Origin of the sequence: Mesorhizobium sp. ANAO-SY3R2 (assembly GCF_042466635.1) — a bacterium.
Lineage (GTDB): Bacteria > Pseudomonadota > Alphaproteobacteria > Rhizobiales > Rhizobiaceae > Aminobacter.
Window position 1 is genome coordinate 864,502 of record NZ_CP159955.1, and the last position, 17,639, is coordinate 882,140.

The window sequence follows — 17,639 nt, forward strand, 5'->3', positions numbered from 1 at the left end:
CAGGGGGACTTATTTCCATGAGCGGTGGACACTCGACCTATTCGCCCACGACCGGCATCGGCCGCTGGATCGACGCACGCTTGCCGCTGCCGCGGCTGGTGCACGACTCCTTCGTTTCCTACCCGGTTCCGCGCAACCTGAACTACGCCTACACCTTCGGCGGCATTCTTTCGATCATGCTCGTGGCGCAGATCCTGACCGGCGTCGTGCTGGCCATGCACTATGCCAATGACACGATGCTGGCTTTCCAGTCGGTCGAAAAGATCATGCGCGACGTCAACTCCGGCTGGCTGCTGCGTTACATGCACGCCAACGGCGCGTCGTTCTTCTTCATCGCCGTCTACATCCACATCATGCGCGGTCTCTACTACGGTTCCTACAAGGCGCCGCGTGAGCTGCTGTGGATCCTCGGCTGCATCATCTACTTGCTGATGATGGCAACGGGCTTCATGGGCTACGTGCTGCCGTGGGGCCAGATGTCCTTCTGGGGCGCCACCGTCATCACCGGCTTCTTCACCGCCATTCCCGTGGTCGGCGAATGGGTCCAGCAGCTGCTGCTGGGCGGCTTCGCCGTCGACAACCCGACGCTGAACCGCTTCTTTGCGCTGCACTACCTGCTGCCGTTCATGATCGCCGGCGTCGTCATCCTGCACGTCTGGGCGCTGCACGTCACCGGCCAGACCAACCCGACCGGCATCGAAGTCAAGTCGAAGACCGACACCGTCGCCTTCACGCCCTATGCGACCATCAAGGATGGTTTCGCCATGGTCGTGTTCCTGGCCGTGTTCGCCTACTTCATCTTCTACATCCCGAACTTCCTAGGCCATCCCGACAACTACATCATGGCCGACCCGCTGAAGACCCCGTCGCATATCGTTCCGGAATGGTACTACCTGCCGTTCTACGCGATCCTGCGCGCCATCACCTTCAACATCGGCCCGATCGACTCCAAGCTCGGCGGCGTGCTGGCGATGTTCGGTTCGATCGCGGTGCTGTTCGTCGTGCCGTGGCTCGACACCTCGAAGGTCCGTTCGGCCGTTTATCGTCCGTGGTACAAGCTGTTCTTCTGGCTCTTCGTCATCAATGCGATCTTCCTGGGCTGGCTCGGTTCCCGCCCCGCTGAAGGCGCCTACGTGATCATGTCGCAGATGGCCACGCTCTACTACTTCGGGTTCTTCCTGGTCATCATGCCGGTACTCGGCCTGATCGAGACGCCGCGTCGCCTGCCCAACTCGATCACCGAAGCCGTGCTCGAGAAGAACAAGGGTGGCTCCGCTCATCCGGCTGGCGCTACCGCTGCTCCGGAAACCCGTGGCTGAACGAGAATCTGAGAGGGATTTTGGAATGAAAAAGATTCTCAACGGTCTGGCGGCGATTGGCCTCCTGCTTGCTGGCTCCGCCGGCGCAGCATTCGCCGCCGGGGAAGCTCACAACGTCGCCGAGCCGACGCATTTCCCGATCCACAAGCCCAAGGAGATGGACTGGACGTTCGCAGGGCCCTTCGGCACCTACGACAAGGCCCAGCTCCAGCGCGGCCTGAAGATCTACAAGGAAGTCTGCTCGGCTTGCCACTCGATGAACCTCGTGACGTTCCGCACGCTCGAGGACCTCGGCTACTCCGAAGCGCAGGTCAAGGCTTTCGCCGCCGAGTACGAAGTGCAGGACGGCCCCAACGCCGATGGCGAGATGTTCACCCGCAAGGCCCTGCCTTCGGACCATTTCCCGTCGCCGTTCCCGAATGCGATCGCCGCGGCTGTCGCCAACAATGGTGCCGCCCCGCCTGACTTCTCGCTCATCGCCAAGGCACGCGCCGTAGAGCGCGGCTTCCCGACCTTCGTCTTCGACATCTTCACCCAGTATGCTCAGGGTGGTCCGGACTACATTCACGCGCTGCTGACCGGCTATGACGAGCAGCCGCCGGCCGGCATGGAAGTCGCCGAGGGCACGCACTACAACCCGTATTTCATCGCCGGCAAGTCGCTGGCCATGGCCAAGCCGCTTTCGGACGGCCAGGTGACCTACGAGGATGGTGCGCCCGAGACGGTCGACCAGTATGCCAAGGACATCTCCGCGTTCCTGATGTGGGCTGCCGAGCCGCATCTGGTCGCGCGCAAGCAGACCGGCTTTGCGGTCATGATCTTCCTGGTGCTGTTCGCCGGCCTGGTCTACGCCACCAAGCGCAAGGTCTGGGCCAACGTCCCGCATTGACCGCGGAACAACCGACAAGAAATCGAAGGGGCGCTCACAAGGCGCCCTTTTCTTTTGCCGCCCAACCCGTCAAAAGTGCCAGTGCATGAGCCCAAGATCGGGATCGATTTTCGGCACGGATCATGCTCAGATTTAGAGTGCTTCAGCGTCCCTGCGCGTGCAGGGAACGCGCGGCGCTGCAGGCAACGGAGCCCCCGCCGATGAACACCTCCCTGGAACAGACGCTGCTTTCGGCGATCCGCAACATTCCCGACTATCCCAAGCCGGGCGTCATGTTCCGCGACATCACCACGCTGCTCGGCAATGCACGCGCCTTCCGTCGCTCCATCGACGAGCTGGTCCATCCCTATGCCGGCTCGAAGATCGACAAGATCGCCGGCATCGAGGCGCGCGGCTTCATCCTTGGCGGCGCCATCGCGCACCAGATGTCCGCCGGCTTCGTGCCGATCCGCAAGAAGGGCAAGCTGCCGCATGATACCGTGCGCATCGCCTACAGCCTCGAATACGGGCTCGACGAGATGGAGATGCACAAGGACGCCATCGCCCCCGGCGAGAAGGTGATCCTGGTCGACGATCTCATCGCCACGGGCGGCACTGCCGAGGCTGCTGTCAAGCTCTTGCGCCAGATGGGCGCCGACATCGTCGCTGCCTGCTTCGTCATCGATTTGCCGGACCTCGGCGGCCGTAGGAAGCTCGAAGCGCTCGGCGTCGACGTGCGCACGTTGATCGCCTTCGAAGGCGACTGACGGGCATCCTGCCGCCGGCGTGGAAAGCCTTTCCACGCCATTGAGCGCATTTCAACTTTTAGAGAGATTGCCGATGCTCGAGCGCCTGCCTCAGGCGTCGTCGCGTCGGTTGACGCAATGGCGGCACAAGGCCGCCTTCACCTCCCATGGCGCTCCGGCCCGGCGGTGCGGTATAGGGCTCGTCCTCTAGGCGGAATAGGATACAGCGCAGTACGCCATTCCAGCTTCGCCCAAGTCCTTCAAATATGCGAGTAGATTTTCGGCGTCACGCTCGTCGACCTTTCTTTTGATGTCAGGGAGGTGGAGCTGCAGAAGCTCAATTCTGCGCCTTTTGAATTCGGTCTCATCGAGCCCTTGGATTCGTGCGGCAATTGCCAAAATGACGCCTTTTGCGGCCAATGTCCGTATCTCCGCGGCACCCGAGGTGCCGCTGTTTTTGCTGTCGGCGCACTTGAGAAAGGAGGCGGCCAAACTGTTCAAAGTGGCCGCGGGGTTGGCATTGTACCGGGCAAGCAATCTTTCCTGTGCGGTGTACCAGTCGCTTGGTTGCAGTAGCGACTTGATGGCAGAAGTCCCAATGCTGCTGGCAACAATGACGGCTGCAATAAATGGAAGCGTACGCATAGTAACCTCCTGGGGTTCAGCCGGAGATATCAGAAAAACATGAAGGAATTTCCGTCAAAGCGTGCGTCGTTTTAATGAGTAGACAATATCCATGGGTGCGTCGCGACTATTTTAGGCTATATCGCGCCATCCGTCGCGCGCGCTTCGATTGCCGCCTTGGATGGAAATTGCACGTTCCGATCCATGTTGCAGGCTTTTTCATCTCCCCGTGGTCGGCGGCCGCAAGAAGCTCGAGGCGCTCGGCGTCGACGTGCGCACGCTGATTGCCTTCGAAGGCGACTGACGGGCATCCTGCCGCGCCGGCGCGGAAAACCTTTCCACGCCTGTTCGTCTATTCTGGCGATCGGCGGCCTCCTCAAGCGAGTGCCTCACGTGTTGCCGCGTCTATGTTGCCGGATCGACGGGCGCCGGCCAAAACCCCGTGTTGCCGCCGTTTCCCTCAGCCGCGTCCGCGTCGACATGAAAGTCAGATGTCGGGCTATTGCCGACTAAACGTCGATCAGCTTGAGAAAGCCTCCGGCTATCAAACGCCGTCCTTCAAACAGCATTTTCTCACCTTCCTTTGGCTGTATTCGCGGGTCGGCTAACGCTTTCGCGAGGCCTATGTCCCGCGCCTCCTTGCTCGGCCATTCCGTCCAGGAAAGAATGACCGTCTCACCGCTCTGGGTCGCCGCCGCCGTTTCGAAATCACGAAGCGGCGTCCCTTCGGCGTCCAGATCCTGGCGTGCCTGCTCCGCGTGAAATTCGGCATCGTTGACGACGGTGCGATCCAACTGGCAATCCACGACCCGCATGGCGCCATGCTCGCGATAGACCTCTGCTACATGCCTCGAGAAGGATATGTACTCCTCGATCTTCGACGTCTCCAGGGGGATGAGATAGCCATCTACATAGGACATAGGCAAACCCGATAGTTATCGCTGGCTCGATCAACTTGGATGATTGCAATCATACCACGTAAACCACGCCCCGACACCATTGCGTGCCTTCACTGCTTTTTCGTTAGTCTTTGAAGTTGCCTACATGCTACCCGAAGACAGTCTTCGTCGGGCACTGTCAGCATCTGTCAGCAGCCAGCGTGGAAAGACCGTCTGGTTTTTCCACGCCCCCACAACCTCCCTTATCATTCTCCTCGCGATCTTCCACGGGACCTCGGCTGCGCACCGGGCATCGGGGGGAAGCGCCGGTGCCGGGCTGGTGGGAGGTCGGTTCTCCTGCTGGGTGTCTCACCCCCAAGCCCGGGCCTTGCGGCGGCCGGCGGCGGAAATGCCGAGGCGACTGAGCGGGGCAAGCAGCCGGGCGGGGCGCGAACGTCGCGCCACATAGAAGACTATCGGAAGGCACGGCCTCGCGCCCCGCTTCCCGACTACCTCGTCCTGAGCTTGTCGAAGGATGACAATAGCCAGGCGCGAAAGCGAGTGTGGCAGTGAACAAGCTTGGCGTATCCCCTCTTCCAGAGCCTGTCGAAGGATGAGGTGACGATCTCAAAAGCAAAGGAAGCCTGCGCCAACAGTCGTCATCCCGGAGGCCGGAGCGAAGGGCGGGCTATTAGGGACCCAATGATCAGCACGGTCGGGTACTTACCTCGCACGGCGTAAGCGAAGTGCGCTGGACGAGGACCGGCCCGTGCCTGACGATGTTCAGGCCAATGGGTCCCGGCTCTCGCTGTGCCGGCCGGGATGACGACCGGGCGGATCGGTACGGAGGCAGGGGGAAGTTGCCTACCCCGCTTTTACCAGAACCGCGCTGTCGAACTCGATGACCTTGTCGCCGGTGCTGTCGAAGCCTTCAGAATGCAGCGTCATGATCCGCCAGCCGGGGCGCGAGGCAAGCGGCCGGTGATCGAGCCCGATGCGGGTGAAGGTAACGGTCTCCCCCGCATAGACGGGCTTCAGCCACTTCAGGTTCTTGAAACCGGGCGAGGGGCCGAACTCGGGGGCCGGCCCGGGACCGTCCCACTCGGGGCCGCGATGGGCGAGGTTCAGCTTCATCCACACGGCCGCGGTGTGCCAGCCCGAGGCGCAGAGGCCACCGAACACGCTTCGCTTGGCGGCCTCCTCGTCGGTGTGGAAAGGCTGCGGGTCGTATTTGCGGGCGAATTCCTTGATCGCCTCGGCCTCGAAAAGGTAGCTGCCCAGCACTGTCGTCGTGCCGATACCGAGATATTCGTCGAGCGTCATGCTGCTGCGGCCTCTCGTGTCAGGAACATGACGCTGTTCTGAAGCTCGAAGGCGCTTTCGCCCTTCTGGTTGACCAGTTCGGCGCGCCAGGTGACGAAGCCGAGATTGGGCTTGGATCGGGATACGCGCGTGGACAGGATGGTCAAGCGGCCGGCGAGGACATCGCCGGCGAGTACCGGCTTCTTCCACTTCACATAGTCGATGCCGGGTGCGCCCTGCGAGGTCGAGTCGAGCAGGAAGGCGTCGCACAACATGCGCATGAACATCGCGCTGGTGTGCCAGCCCGAAGCGGAAAGCCCACCGAGGATGCTCGCCTTGCCGACGTCCTCATCGAGATGCATCGGCTGTGGGTCGAACTCGCTGGCAAATTCGATGATCTCTTCGGCACTCACGACCTTGCTGCCGAGCTCGAGCACGGCACCTTCCACAAAATCGTCATAGGCCCATTTCGCAGCACTCATCGGCAATCCTGTTCAAGCTTGTACGATCAGCATGGATGAGTCATCGCAGTCACGCAAGGCGCTGGGCTTGGCTCACAGCCAGCCACGGCGGCGGAAATACCAATAGGGCAGGATCGCCGAAACCACCATCAAGCCCAGCGCGAAAGGATAGCCGAACAACCACTTGAGCTCGGGCATCAGTTCGAAGTTCATGCCGTAGATCGATGCCACCAGCGTCGGCGGCAGGAAGATCACCGCGGCCACCGAGAAGATCTTGATGATGCCGTTCTGCTCGATGTTGATCATCCCGAGCGTGGCGTCGAGCAGGAAGGTGATCTTCTGCGACAGGAAGGTGGCGTGGTCGGTCAAGGACAGCACGTCGCGCGACAGCGTCTTGATCCGCGCCCTGGCGTCTTTGCCGTTCTTGCTCTGGCCCACGGCATTGGCAAGGAAGCCCGTCAGGCGCTGCAGCGAGGTCAGGCTGTCGCGGATGTCGGAGGTCAGCGTTTCCTTGCTGCCGATGTCCTTGAGCACCCGCTGGAAGTCGCGATCCCGGCTCGATGCACCGGTCGAGCGGGGATGGAAGATGTTCTTGGAGATTGCCTCGACGCCGCGTGAGGCGCGCTCGAGGATGTCAGCCAGCCGGTCGACGATCGTCTCGAGCAGGCCGATCAGGATCGTCTCGGCCGACGTGCAGCCGGTGGCCACTTTCTCGGCGCGCGCCGGAAAGGTCTGGAAGGCGCGCGGCTCCTGATAGCGGATCGTCACCAGCCGGTCGCCGGCGAGAACGAAAGTGACCGGCGACATGACAGGATTGTCGCTGTCGGCCTGGGAGGGCAGGGTGGCAGTCATGAAATAGGCGCCGTCCTCGACATAGAGGCGCGACGAGATCTCGATCTCCTCCATGTCCTCGCGCGTCGGAACGCTGGCGCCAAGCCACTCCTCGATGTCGGCCTCTTCATCCATGGTCGGATTGAACAGATCGGCCCAGACGACCTTGCCCTTGTCGAGTTCGAAGTTTTCCGACAGCCGTAGACGGTCGTTGTCCACGACGAATGCCTTGATCATCGCCGGCTTTCTCCCTCGCTGGAGGTTGGGTGGATGCCCATCCGCTGGGCCGGTGCAGGATAGCGTCAAAACAGGCTTGGGGAAGCCCACCAGCCCGATCGTGCCAAAAATCCGCCCCCGGAGCGCCAGGGCTCATGCCAGCCCGCGGCCCCTGGCAAAGGCAAAATACGGGGCAGAGCGAGAGGAGATGCGAAAACAAAAAAGGCCGGGGCGAACCCGACCTTTCTCTAGCGTCTCAACATCCCGTGCCAGTACATCCGTGGTCAAAGGTGGAGACGATCTGCAATCTCTGTTGCTACCTATATGGGGATGGTTAATGAAAGATTAAAGGGCACCAACCGTTTGGCTCGATCTGCCATGCTACAGTTCGAAGGGATGCAGGTAGGGCTGTGGATGCCCCAGGAATGAAAAAGCCCCGCATCGCGGGGCTTTTCGTACGTCACGTGAAGCGCGTGGTCGGGCTGATCAGGTGTTGAACTTGAACAGCATGACGTCGCCGTCCTGGACGACATATTCCTTGCCTTCATCGCGCGCCTTGCCTGCTTCCTTGGCCGCCACTTCGCCGCCGAGGGTGACGAAGTCGTTGTAGGCGATGGTCTGGGCGCGGATGAAGCCGCGCTCGAAGTCGGTGTGGATGACGCCGGCCGCCTGCGGTGCCTTGGCGCCCTTGTGGACGGTCCAGGCGCGCGTCTCCTTGGGGCCGACGGTGAAGTAGGTGATGAGGTGCAGAAGCTCGTAGCCGGCGCGGATGAGCTTATCCAGGCCCGGCTCCTCGAGACCCATGTCGGCGAGGAACTCCTTGGCCTCCTCGTCGGGCAACTGCGCCACCTCAGCCTCGATTGCCGCGGAGATGACGACGACGCCAGCGCCTTGTGCCGCTGCCATCTTTTCCACGGCGGCCGTATGCTCGTTGCCTTTCGCCGCGTCAGCCTCGGCGACGTTGCAGACATAGAGCACCGGGTGCGAGGTCAAAAGGTTGAGACCCTGCAGGATCTCGAGGTCCTCGGCGGCAATTCCCTTGAGCAGCAGGCGCACCGGCTTGCCGTCCTGCAGCAGCGCAAGCGCCTGCTCCATCATCGGAAGCACCGTAGTCGCTTCCTTGTCCTTGCCCTGGGCGCGCTTGCGGATCTGGACGATGCGGCGCTCGAGGCTTTCGAGGTCGGCGAGCATCAGCTCGGTCTCGACGGTCTCGGCGTCGGCCACCGGATCGATGCGGCCCTCGACATGGGTGATGTCGTCATCTTCGAAGCAGCGCAGAACGTGCACGATGGCGTCGACCTCGCGGATGTTGGCCAGGAACTGGTTGCCCAGGCCTTCGCCCTTCGAGGCGCCGCGCACGAGGCCGGCGATGTCGACGAAGGAGATGCGGGTCGGGATGATTTCCTTCGACTTGGCGGTAGCCGCCAGAAGCTTGAGGCGCTGGTCAGGAACCGCCACTTCGCCGGTGTTCGGCTCGATGGTGCAGAAAGGATAGTTTGCCGCCTGCGCGGCAGCCGTGCGCGTCAGCGCGTTGAAAAGCGTCGATTTGCCAACGTTGGGCAGGCCAACGATGCCGCATTTGAAACCCATGGTCTTTTGGTCCTATCGGGAGTTCATAGTTTGCCAAGGGCTATGGGGGATAGCGGCAAGGATCGTCAAGGCTTCGATCGATCGGCCAGGGCGCAATTTCGGCTTTGAGCTGCTACCGATCGCGGCGTACGCGGTATTGCGCATGCACCGCGCCGTTGGCCAGGGGCTTGGCAAAGGCCAGATCGAGCCAGCGATCCGCCTGCCGGCCGCCGAAAGCCGGAATGCCAGAACCGAGGATGACGGGGATGGTGCCGATCTCGATCGTGTCGAGCAGGCCGGCATCCATGAACTGGCGGGCGAGCTCGCCGCCGCCGAAAAGCCAGATCCGGCCGGACGCCCCGCGTGCACGGAGGTTTTCGAGCATCTCGGCCGGCGTGCCGGCCATTGCCTCGGCGTTGTCGGGCAGGCCGTCGAGCGGACGTGAAGTGGCGATCAGGCATGGATACTTGGCATAGGCCCATCCATGATGCCGCCGGACGACGTCATAGGTGCTGCGCCCCATGACGATGCCGCTCAGAGATGCCATGAAGCCGGAAAAGTCATAGTCGTCGTCAGCCGGGTAGTTGTCGAGCCAGTCGAACGTGCCATTCTCACGGGCAATGTAGCCGTCCAGCGACATCGCAAACATGTAGATGACGTCGTCTGTGCCTGTTGTCGCCAATGGACTTGCTCCCTGCTGCCAAAGCGTTCTTCTAACATGGCGGCAGGCGAACTTATGTCAGGAGCGTTTGACTGGCGGTACAGGCCTGCAACAAACGGCCCGATTGCAGAGTTTGCACAATACATCACGCCGCGCCGGCCGCCGTAGGCCGGTATTAATCAACTGTCGACATGATGTTGCCGGGGAGTGACCAGTGGAAACACAAGCTGCGTTTTGGCACTATCTTGTCGCACCGTTCGTGCTGGCGGCCATCGGCGCGCTCTGGCATGTGGCGCGAGCGCTCTGGGCTCCGTATCCGGAACGCTTCACCGGTTCGAAATTTACAGACTGGCACCTGCCACTCGGCTACCAACTGACTGATTGGATTCACGAAACGGAGTTTGATGAGGACGGATACTACCGGCTGGACAGTTGGCGGAACCTGAAGGTTGCAGTCGCCTTGGTTGTCGCAGTGGGTATGTTCTTTGTCCTGTTTTCTTCAGGCGTGGCGAATTTCTTCGCAGCGTGCATGAACGCAACGCTTCAGTGGCTTTTCGATCTCGCTGTCTTCAGGTGGCAAAACTTGTAGCCGCAGGGCTCAGTCCTTGCCGAGCAGCTTCTTCAGCATCGCCGCCATGGGGCCGGTCTCGGGGACCTTGACGGTCGGCTGGTTCGGGCGGGCCTGGCGGATGTGGCTCTGGGCCTTCGGCGCTTGCGGCTTCGGGGCCTTGGGCGGCGGGCGGTCGTCGTCGGAGGTCGGCTGCAACTTGTCGCGCAGGCCGACCGTGACCTTGTTCATGAAGCCGTTGTCGTCGCCCTTGACCAGAATATCGGTGCTGTCGGCCATGAGGTCGAGAAGCACTTCCAGCCATTCGCGATCGGCCTTGGCGAAGTCGCCCAGCACGTGGCCGTGCACCATCTCCTTGACGCCGGGATGGCCGATGCCGATGCGGACGCGGCGATAATTCTTGGCGATGTGCTGGTCGATCGAGCGGATGCCGTTATGGCCACCGGCGCCGCCGCCAACCTTGACGCGCACCTTGCCGGCGGCGAGGTCGAGTTCGTCGTAGAAGACTGTGAGCGCGGAAGGTTCGAGCTTGTAGAAGCGTATCGCTTCACCGACCGACTGGCCGGACAGGTTCATGAAGGTCAGCGGCTTGAGCAGGATGACCTTTTCGCCGCCGATGTTGCCTTCGGCGACCAGGCCCTTGAACTTCTTCGTCCAGGGCGAAAACGAATGGCGGCGGGCAATTGCGTCCGCCGCCATGTAGCCGACATTGTGCCGGTTGTTCGCGTATTGGGCGCCCGGATTGCCGAGACCTGCAAAAAGCAGCATGTTCGGGGCCTCCGGGAGCTAAGCCGAATTACTCGGACGCAGCCTCGGCAGCGCCTTCTTCCGACTTCGATGCCGAGGTGCCGGCGATCGTCGCGATGGTGAAGTCGCGGTCGGAGATGACGGGCTTCACGCCCTTCGGCAGCTTGATGGCCGAGATGTGGATCGAATCGCCGATGTCGGTGCCGTCGAGGTCGACGGTGATGAATTCGGGGATTGCGTTGGCCGGGCAGTGGAACTCGACCTCGTGACGGACGATGTTCAGCGTGCCGCCGCGCTTGATGCCGGGCGACTTCTCTTCGTTGATGAAGTGAACCGGAACCTGGACGTTGACTTCGGTGTTTGCGCCAACGCGCAGGAAGTCGACGTGCATCGGGAAGTCACGGACCGGATCGAGCTGGTAGTCCTTGGGCAGAACCTTGATCTTCTGGCCGCCGACGTCGATCGTGGCAACCGTCGTCAGGAAGCCGCCGCCGTGGATTTTGTAGAAGATGTCCTTGTAGGACAGGGCGATGGCCAGGGGAGGCTGCTTGTCGCCGTAGATAACTGCAGGCACTTTACCGTCGCGGCGAACTGCACGGGCGGACCCCTTACCGACCTGTTCGCGTGCTTCGGCCTTGAGCTCGTATGTTTCGCTCATGGCATTTCCTTTCGGTTGTATGGAGCGCCTACGGCAGGCCTGAAGCCCAATCCGTAAACGTCGAAAGCCGCCGGGTGAGGCGGCCTTCCGCCGCGTTGCCTCCAAGGGTGTCTACGCGGGTGGCGGCTCTATAGCGGAAGGAGGGCTTTTGCGCAACCGTCGGGGCAATCCGGCTGGCTTCCTTTTGGAACCGCCGTGGCTGCTCGCGCAAGCGTTGCCGTGCCTTTATCACGCCCGTACGATACGTCCACGACAGCGATTCCCATATGCTCGAATATCTCCCGCTCGACCTGCCGGCAGGCACTATTGTGGTCCTCGTCGTGGCCGCCTTCGTCGCCGGCTGCGCGCGCGGCTTTTCGGGCTTCGGCGGGGCGCTGATCTTCGTGCCGGTAGCAAGCTCTATGATCGGTGCAAAGCTTGCGGTGCCGCTGCTGCTGATCGTCGACCTTGTGCTGACCCCGGGGCTCATACCGAAAGCATGGCGCAATGCCGACCGTGCCAATGTCGGCGTCATGGCGCTCGGCGCGGTCATCGGGGTGCCGACCGGCACCTACCTGCTCACCCATGTCGACGGCGGGGTGATCCGCTGGGCGATCGTCGTCATCGTCGTCGGGCTGCTCGCGCTTCTGATGTCGGGCTGGCGCTATCACGGTCGGCCCCACAGCGCCCTGACCGCGGCCGTCGGCATGACCTCGGGGCTGTTTTCGGGTGCTGCCCAGGTCGGCGGGCCGCCTGTCGTCGCCTACTGGCTCGGCGGCGCCTTCCTGCCGCAGACCGTGCGCGCCAATATCGTACTCTACTTCGCGATATCGAGCGTGCTCTCGGTTGCCAGCTACCTGGTCGCCGGCCTGCTGAGCCGGGAGACGTTGGCGCTGTCTCTGACCATCGGGCCGACCTTCGCGCTGGGGCTGTTCATCGGCTCGCATCTGTTCGGTCGCGCGAACGAGGTGACGTTCCGGCGCATCTGCTATGGCCTGATCGCCATGGCCGCGATCATCGGCCTGCCGGCCCTGGACGGTGTGCTCCGATGATTGAACCCACAGCCGCTTTCAATTAGAATTCACATACCGGGGGCATGGTGGACTCCCCGTGAGGCTGAGGCCCAAGTTCCGCCTTCGCTCATTTTGTGCGGAGGAAAGACCATGCCCAGGATGATTTCACCCCGACAGCTGAATTCCCTCATCGGAACCGATCGCTGCCCGTTGATCATCGACGTGCGTCGAGCAGACGTGTTTGCCGCTGCACCGTCCCGGATTGCCGGCGCGCTTTGGCGCCATCACATGGAGGTCGACGACTGGCAGCGGCAACTGCCGGCTCGGCGCCAGATCGTCGTCTATTGCGCGCACGGTCACAATGTCAGCGAGATCGCGCTGGCGAAGCTTATGGCTGCCGGGGCCGATTCCTCGATGCTCGAAGGCGGCATGGATGCCTGGCTGGCTGCCAGCGGCCCTGTGGTGGCGCGGGAGGCGCCCGGGCTTGAAGCGGGGCTGCCGCGACCAAGCGTATGGGTGACGCGGGCGCGTCCGAAGATCGACCGCATCGCCTGTCCCTGGCTGATCAGGCGCTTCATCGACCCGCTTGCTATCTTCCAATTCGTCTCGGCCGAATGGGTCAAGGACGTGGCCGATGAGACCGGCGCCATCCCTTACGATGTCAAGGACGTGCATTATTCGCATCGGGGCGACGAATGCACCTTCGACACGCTGATCTCCGAGTTCGGCCTGACGGATCCGGCCCTGTTGCACCTGGCGCGCATCGTGCGCGGTGCCGACACGGCCCGGCTGGACCTTGAGCCACAGGCGGCGGGGCTGCTTGCCGTCTCGCTCGGCCTATCGGTCCTCGAGGAGGACGACCTCAGGCAGCTTGAAAAGGGCATGGCGATCTATGATGCGCTCTATGGCTGGTGCCGCTATGCGACTGATGAAACTCACAACTGGCCGGCGAAGGTGATCTGACATGGATACCACGCCGCCAAGACCCGCCCCATCATTCGGGGAGGCGACGCGGACCTTCGCCAAGATCGGCCTGCTGTCGTTTGGTGGACCGGCGGGGCAGATCGCGCTGATGCACAAGATCCTCGTCGACGAAAAACGCTGGCTCGACGAACCGCGATTCCTGCATGCGCTCAACTACTGCATGCTGTTGCCGGGCCCCGAGGCGATGCAGCTTGCCACCTATGCCGGCTGGTTGATGCACGGCATCAGGGGAGGGCTGGTCGCCGGCCTGCTGTTCGTGCTGCCCGGCGCACTGGTCCTCACGCTGCTGTCGGCGATCTATCTGACCGTCGGCCACGTCACGTTAGTGCAGGGGCTGCTGTTCGGCCTGAAGGCGGCTGTGCTGGCCGTCGTGCTCGAAGCGCTGGTCAAGGTTTCCAAACGCGCGCTCAAGGGCAGCCTCATGGTGGCGCTCGCAATTGCCGCCTTCATCGCCATCGCCTTTCTCAAGCTGCCGTTTCCCCTGATCATCCTCGTTGCGGCCATCGTCGGCGCGCTCATTCAACTTTTTGGCGGCGGCGGGCGGCAGGCAACGGCCCAAGCCGAGCCGGACATTGCCTACGCGATGCCGGAATGGACGAGGCCGAGCACGCGCCGCTTTTTCACGACACTGGCGATCTGGCTCGCCATCTGGTTCGTGCCGCTGGTGGTGCTGTGGCAGGTCCTCGGGCCGGGCCATGTCTTCACGTCGGAGGCGACGTTCTTTTCCAAGATGGCGACGGTGACCTTCGGCGGTGCCTATGCCGTGCTCGCCTATGTCGCGCAGCAGGCGGTCGAGGTGCATGGCTGGCTGAAGCCGGACGAGATGCTGACCGGCCTCGGCCTCGCCGAAACCACGCCGGGTCCGCTGATCCTGGTGCTGGTCTTCGTCGGCTTCCTCGGCGGCGCCCGGTTGTCCAGCCTCGCGCCGCTCGCCGGCGGCGTTGCGGGGGCTGCGGTCACGCTATGGTTCACTTTCGTGCCGTGCTTTTTGTGGATCTTCGTCGGTGCGCCTTATGTCGAGACGGTGCGCAATGTGCGCTGGCTGGCCAGCGCGCTCCAGGCGGTCACGGCAGCCGTAGTCGGTATCATTGCCAACCTCGCGGTCTGGTTTGCGCTGCATGTGCTGTTCGGCAAGGTCGGCGAAGCCGCCTGGGGGCCGTTCGTGCTGCCGGTGCCCGATACCGCCAGCTTCGATGCTGCGGCGGCCGGCATCGCGGTGGGGGCCGGACTGGCGTTGATCCGCTATCGCGCCAACATGATCGCGGTGCTGGCGATGTCGGCGCTGGCCGGAATGGTTTGGCAGTTCGCTTGAGGCAGGGCCAAACGAAAAGCCCCATCCCGGAGTGCGGGACGGGGCTTTGATAAGTCAGCCAGACAGGCTGGAAGCTTAGTCGAACAGGCTCGACACCGACTCTTCGCTGGCGGTGCGGGCGATTGCCTCGCCGATCAGGTCGCCGATGGAGATGACGCGGATGTTGTGCGCGTCCTGCACCGCCTGGGTCGGCTGGATTGAGTCGGTGATAACCAGTTCCTGGAGCTGCGAGCCGGTGATGCGGGCAGCCGCGCCGCCGGAAAGAACGCCGTGGGTGATATAGGCGGTGACACTGGTGGCGCCCTTGGCGAGCAGCGCGTCAGCCGCGTTGCAGAGCGTGCCGCCGGAATCGACGATGTCGTCGATCAGCAGGCAGTCCTTGCCCTTCACGTCGCCGATGACGTTCATCACCTCGGATTCGCCCGGACGCTCGCGGCGCTTGTCGACGATGGCGAGCTGCGCATCGAGGCGCTTGGCCAGCGCACGGGCGCGGACCACGCCGCCGACGTCGGGCGACACGACCATGACGTTGTCGATCTGCTTGTACTTGGCCTTGACGTCGCGCGCCATGACCGGGATCGCAAACAGGTTGTCGGTCGGAATGTCGAAGAAGCCCTGGATCTGGCCGGCATGGAGATCGAGCGTCAGCACGCGGTTGGCGCCTGCGCGGGCGATCATGTTTGCGACCAGCTTGGCCGAGATCGGCGTGCGGCCCGAGGCGCGGCGATCCTGCCGGGCGTAGCCGAAATAGGGGATGACCGCCGTGATGCGCCGTGCCGACGAGCGCATGAAGGCGTCGATCATGATGAGGAGTTCCATCAGGTGATCGTTGGTCGGGAAGGAGGTCGACTGGAGGATGAAGACGTCCTCGCCGCGTACGTTCTCCTGGATCTCTACGAAGATCTCCTGGTCGGCGAAGCGCCTGACGCTCGCCTTGCCGAGCGGAATGTTGAGATAACGGGCGACAGCTTCTGCCAGCACCCGGTTGGAATTGCCCGCAAAGAGTTTCATACGCCGATCCTGGAAGTGAAATATGAGCGGGCTTTTAGCGGCCTTGGCTCGTATTGCAAGCCGACTCGCGTCGGATTCCCAAAAAACCAGCGAACCGCAACGGAATGTCGCGGCTCAGCCGGACTGGGTAGAGAGCCATTGGGCGAGCTGATCGATGGTGGCGTCGGCTATCGATTGCATCGTCGCGGGGGCCACCGCTGCCCAGGCCTCGCCGCTTCCTGCTGAGGGCGCCTTCTGCTGGCCGTTGATGCGGTGGAGCCGGGTGCCGGCGGGATCATAGACGTCCCAGACATAGACGACGGTCGTGTCCTTGCCTTCGGTGAAGGCCGAGAAATAGCCGCGCATGATGATGCTGGGCGCGGTGGTGTCGGTGCTACCGGCCAGCGTGATTCCACGCGTGCGGGCCTGTATGCCAAGTCTTTCGGTGAGCGGGGCGGCCGCCTCGACCGGCGTGCCGACAATCGGCGCAAACTGCACGCGCGTCTTGTGGATGACCGACGCCGGGGCTGCGGTGGTGGTCGGGGCGCTTGCCGTGGGCGCGGCAGTTGTCGTGTCGGTGCCTTCTGTCTGGGCCAGCGCGGTCGACTGGTCGGTCGGTGCGATCGCCGACGGTTCGAGCACATCCTTCGGACTGGTGCATGCCGAAAGGGTCAACAACGCGGACAAGCCTGCCGCGGCTCCCAACCAACGTCTCATCTGTCTGGTACTCCGTGGCAAACGCCCCCCAGCGTTCATCGCATTCACCGCACGATCAAGTCGAGAGCATGGCGGGAAAGTGGCTTGGGCGCCGATTCGGTGGTCAGATAGGTACGGCCCAGCGTCATGGCGGTTTCGGTCTCCGAATCCATGATGATCATGTGGGCGAACAGCGTCATGTTGGGCGCGATCGGCTCGGGATTGCCCTGGTAGAACATCGGCGTGTCCATCCAGGACGGGGTGAAGCGCGCGCCGACCGAATAGCCACAGGCGTTGAGCCGGTGCTTTGTGAGGCCGTTGGCTTCGAGCGAGCGGGCGTGCGCGTCGAAGACATCGCCGAAGCTGTTGCCCGGCGTCATCGCCTTCTCGACCGCAAGCAGTGAGTCAAGGCAGGCGTCGTAGAGTTCCTGGTGGCGTTTCGACGCCTTGCCGGTGAGCACGGTGCGCATCATCGGCGCATGATAGTGGTTGAACACACCGGCCCATTCGAGCGTCAGCTGGTCGTTCTTGTTGAGCTTGCGTCGGCCGGACTTGTAGCGGCACAGGAGCGCGTCGGGGCCGGAGCCGATGATGAACTCGTTGGCCGGATAGTCGCCGCCGCCGGTGAAGATTGCCCCTTGCATGGCAGCAAGAATCTCGGCCTCGTCGCCGCCCTGCTTGATCAGCGGCAGTGCCGCGTCGAGCGCGTCGTCGGAGAGCTTTGCCGCCTTTTCGGCTTTCTCGATCTCGGCCGGGCTCTTGAACAGGCGCAGGCGCCCGACGATGCCCGAGGCATCGACAATCTGGCCGAAGGTCTGGAGCTGTTCGTCGAGGCGGCGGCCGTTGAAGGCAGTCAGTCCATGGGTGTCGTATTCGACGCCGATGCGCATGCCGAGGAGCCCGAGATCGTTGAGCAGGTTGCGCAGGTCGAGCGTCGGGTTGGCATTGTCGCGGTCGGTCCACACGACGATGTTGTCGATGGTCGAGGTGTGGCGTGCCTGCCTGAGGTCGGCCGAGCGGGTGAGCAGCGTCATCGAGCCATCGGCCATGACGACCAGAGACTGGAAGAAGCAGAAGCCGAACGTGTCGTAGCCGGTCAGCCAGTACATGCTTTCCTGAGCGAAGAGCACGATGGCGTCGAGCTTCTTTTCGGCCATTTCAATCATCAGCCGGTCGCGCCGGGCGTCGAATTCGGTTCGTTCGAAATGCAGCGCCAT

General features: G+C 62.7%; 19 protein-coding genes and 1 pseudogene. 8 read left to right on the top strand and 12 right to left on the bottom strand.

What is annotated here, in order from left to right; all coding sequences use genetic code 11:
* The first annotated feature begins 17 nt into the window (after positions 1-17).
* From ABSY17_RS08930 to ABSY17_RS08940, 3 genes are all read left to right on the top strand, one after another.
* Entirely contained in the window at positions 18-1,319 is a 1,302-nt protein-coding gene (locus ABSY17_RS08930; protein WP_378949439.1) for a cytochrome bc complex cytochrome b subunit, read from the top strand.
* Between the two features lie 25 nt (positions 1,320-1,344).
* Positions 1,345-2,208 (top strand): cytochrome c1, encoded by an 864-nt coding sequence (locus ABSY17_RS08935; protein ID WP_378949442.1) that lies wholly within the window; start codon positions 1,345-1,347, stop codon positions 2,206-2,208.
* Positions 2,209-2,408: 200 nt separating this feature from the next.
* Positions 2,409-2,954 (top strand): adenine phosphoribosyltransferase, encoded by a 546-nt coding sequence (locus tag ABSY17_RS08940; RefSeq protein WP_378949445.1) that lies wholly within the window; start codon positions 2,409-2,411, stop codon positions 2,952-2,954.
* A 186-nt stretch (positions 2,955-3,140) separates the two neighbouring features.
* Here the strand turns inward: ABSY17_RS08940 and ABSY17_RS08945 are convergent, their stop codons facing one another.
* Complete coding sequence (locus ABSY17_RS08945; RefSeq protein ID WP_378949447.1) at positions 3,141-3,578, bottom strand: hypothetical protein; 438 nt, start codon at positions 3,576-3,578, stop codon at positions 3,141-3,143.
* A gap of 202 nt (positions 3,579-3,780) precedes the next feature.
* Here ABSY17_RS08945 and ABSY17_RS08950 point away from each other — a divergent pair.
* Positions 3,781-3,861: pseudogene (locus tag ABSY17_RS08950) on the top strand (adenine phosphoribosyltransferase); the annotation flags it as partial.
* A 205-nt stretch (positions 3,862-4,066) separates the two neighbouring features.
* On the opposite strand, the gene ABSY17_RS08955 reads toward ABSY17_RS08950, so the two are convergent.
* From ABSY17_RS08955 to ABSY17_RS08980, 6 genes are all read right to left on the bottom strand, one after another.
* Positions 4,067-4,477, bottom strand: coding sequence for a DUF1428 domain-containing protein (locus ABSY17_RS08955; protein ID WP_378949450.1), 411 nt, complete (start codon positions 4,475-4,477; stop codon positions 4,067-4,069).
* 822 nt (positions 4,478-5,299) lie between these two features.
* On the bottom strand, positions 5,300-5,758 hold the full coding sequence (locus ABSY17_RS08960) for a MaoC family dehydratase (protein WP_378949453.1): 459 nt from the start codon (positions 5,756-5,758) through the stop codon (positions 5,300-5,302).
* On the bottom strand, positions 5,755-6,219 hold the full coding sequence (locus ABSY17_RS08965) for a MaoC family dehydratase (RefSeq protein ID WP_378949456.1): 465 nt from the start codon (positions 6,217-6,219) through the stop codon (positions 5,755-5,757). Before ABSY17_RS08965 ends, ABSY17_RS08960 begins: the two co-directional genes overlap by 4 nt.
* 72 nt (positions 6,220-6,291) lie before the next feature.
* Positions 6,292-7,266, bottom strand: a complete 975-nt coding sequence (gene corA, locus ABSY17_RS08970) for a magnesium/cobalt transporter CorA (protein ID WP_378949459.1) — start codon at positions 7,264-7,266, stop codon at positions 6,292-6,294.
* 465 nt (positions 7,267-7,731) lie between these two features.
* Positions 7,732-8,835, bottom strand: a complete 1,104-nt coding sequence (gene ychF, locus ABSY17_RS08975; protein ID WP_378949462.1) for a redox-regulated ATPase YchF — start codon at positions 8,833-8,835, stop codon at positions 7,732-7,734.
* Positions 8,836-8,947: 112 nt separating this feature from the next.
* Positions 8,948-9,496 carry a dihydrofolate reductase family protein gene (locus tag ABSY17_RS08980; protein WP_378949465.1) on the bottom strand — a complete coding sequence of 183 codons (549 nt, stop codon included), beginning with the start codon at positions 9,494-9,496 and terminating at the stop codon, positions 8,948-8,950.
* A 193-nt stretch (positions 9,497-9,689) separates the two neighbouring features.
* Between ABSY17_RS08980 and ABSY17_RS08985 the strand changes: the two genes are divergently transcribed.
* Entirely contained in the window at positions 9,690-10,064 is a 375-nt protein-coding gene (locus ABSY17_RS08985; RefSeq protein ID WP_378949468.1) for a hypothetical protein, read from the top strand.
* A gap of 9 nt (positions 10,065-10,073) precedes the next feature.
* Here the strand turns inward: ABSY17_RS08985 and pth are convergent, their stop codons facing one another.
* Both pth and ABSY17_RS08995 read right to left on the bottom strand, forming a co-directional pair.
* A complete protein-coding gene (pth, locus tag ABSY17_RS08990; protein WP_378949471.1) occupies positions 10,074-10,811 on the bottom strand; it encodes an aminoacyl-tRNA hydrolase in 738 nt (245 codons plus the stop codon).
* A gap of 28 nt (positions 10,812-10,839) precedes the next feature.
* Complete coding sequence (locus ABSY17_RS08995) at positions 10,840-11,448, bottom strand: 50S ribosomal protein L25/general stress protein Ctc (protein WP_378949474.1); 609 nt, start codon at positions 11,446-11,448, stop codon at positions 10,840-10,842.
* A gap of 266 nt (positions 11,449-11,714) precedes the next feature.
* Here ABSY17_RS08995 and ABSY17_RS09000 point away from each other — a divergent pair, with 266 nt between their 5' ends.
* From ABSY17_RS09000 to chrA, 3 genes are all read left to right on the top strand, one after another.
* Positions 11,715-12,479, top strand: coding sequence for a sulfite exporter TauE/SafE family protein (locus ABSY17_RS09000; RefSeq protein ID WP_378949477.1), 765 nt, complete (start codon positions 11,715-11,717; stop codon positions 12,477-12,479).
* Positions 12,480-12,599: 120 nt separating this feature from the next.
* Positions 12,600-13,403, top strand: coding sequence for a chromate resistance protein ChrB domain-containing protein (locus ABSY17_RS09005; RefSeq protein ID WP_378952545.1), 804 nt, complete (start codon positions 12,600-12,602; stop codon positions 13,401-13,403).
* Between the two features lies 1 nt (position 13,404).
* Positions 13,405-14,736 carry a chromate efflux transporter gene (gene chrA, locus ABSY17_RS09010; protein WP_378949480.1) on the top strand — a complete coding sequence of 444 codons (1,332 nt, stop codon included), beginning with the start codon at positions 13,405-13,407 and terminating at the stop codon, positions 14,734-14,736.
* A gap of 75 nt (positions 14,737-14,811) precedes the next feature.
* On the opposite strand, the gene ABSY17_RS09015 is transcribed toward chrA, so the two are convergent.
* From ABSY17_RS09015 to ABSY17_RS09025, 3 genes are all read right to left on the bottom strand, one after another.
* Positions 14,812-15,747 (bottom strand): ribose-phosphate pyrophosphokinase, encoded by a 936-nt coding sequence (locus ABSY17_RS09015; protein ID WP_378949483.1) that lies wholly within the window; start codon positions 15,745-15,747, stop codon positions 14,812-14,814.
* A 114-nt stretch (positions 15,748-15,861) separates the two neighbouring features.
* A complete protein-coding gene (locus tag ABSY17_RS09020) occupies positions 15,862-16,443 on the bottom strand; it encodes a hypothetical protein (RefSeq protein WP_378949486.1) in 582 nt (193 codons plus the stop codon).
* Between the two features lie 44 nt (positions 16,444-16,487).
* On the bottom strand, positions 16,488-17,639 hold the full coding sequence (locus ABSY17_RS09025; protein ID WP_378949489.1) for a M24 family metallopeptidase: 1,152 nt from the start codon (positions 17,637-17,639) through the stop codon (positions 16,488-16,490).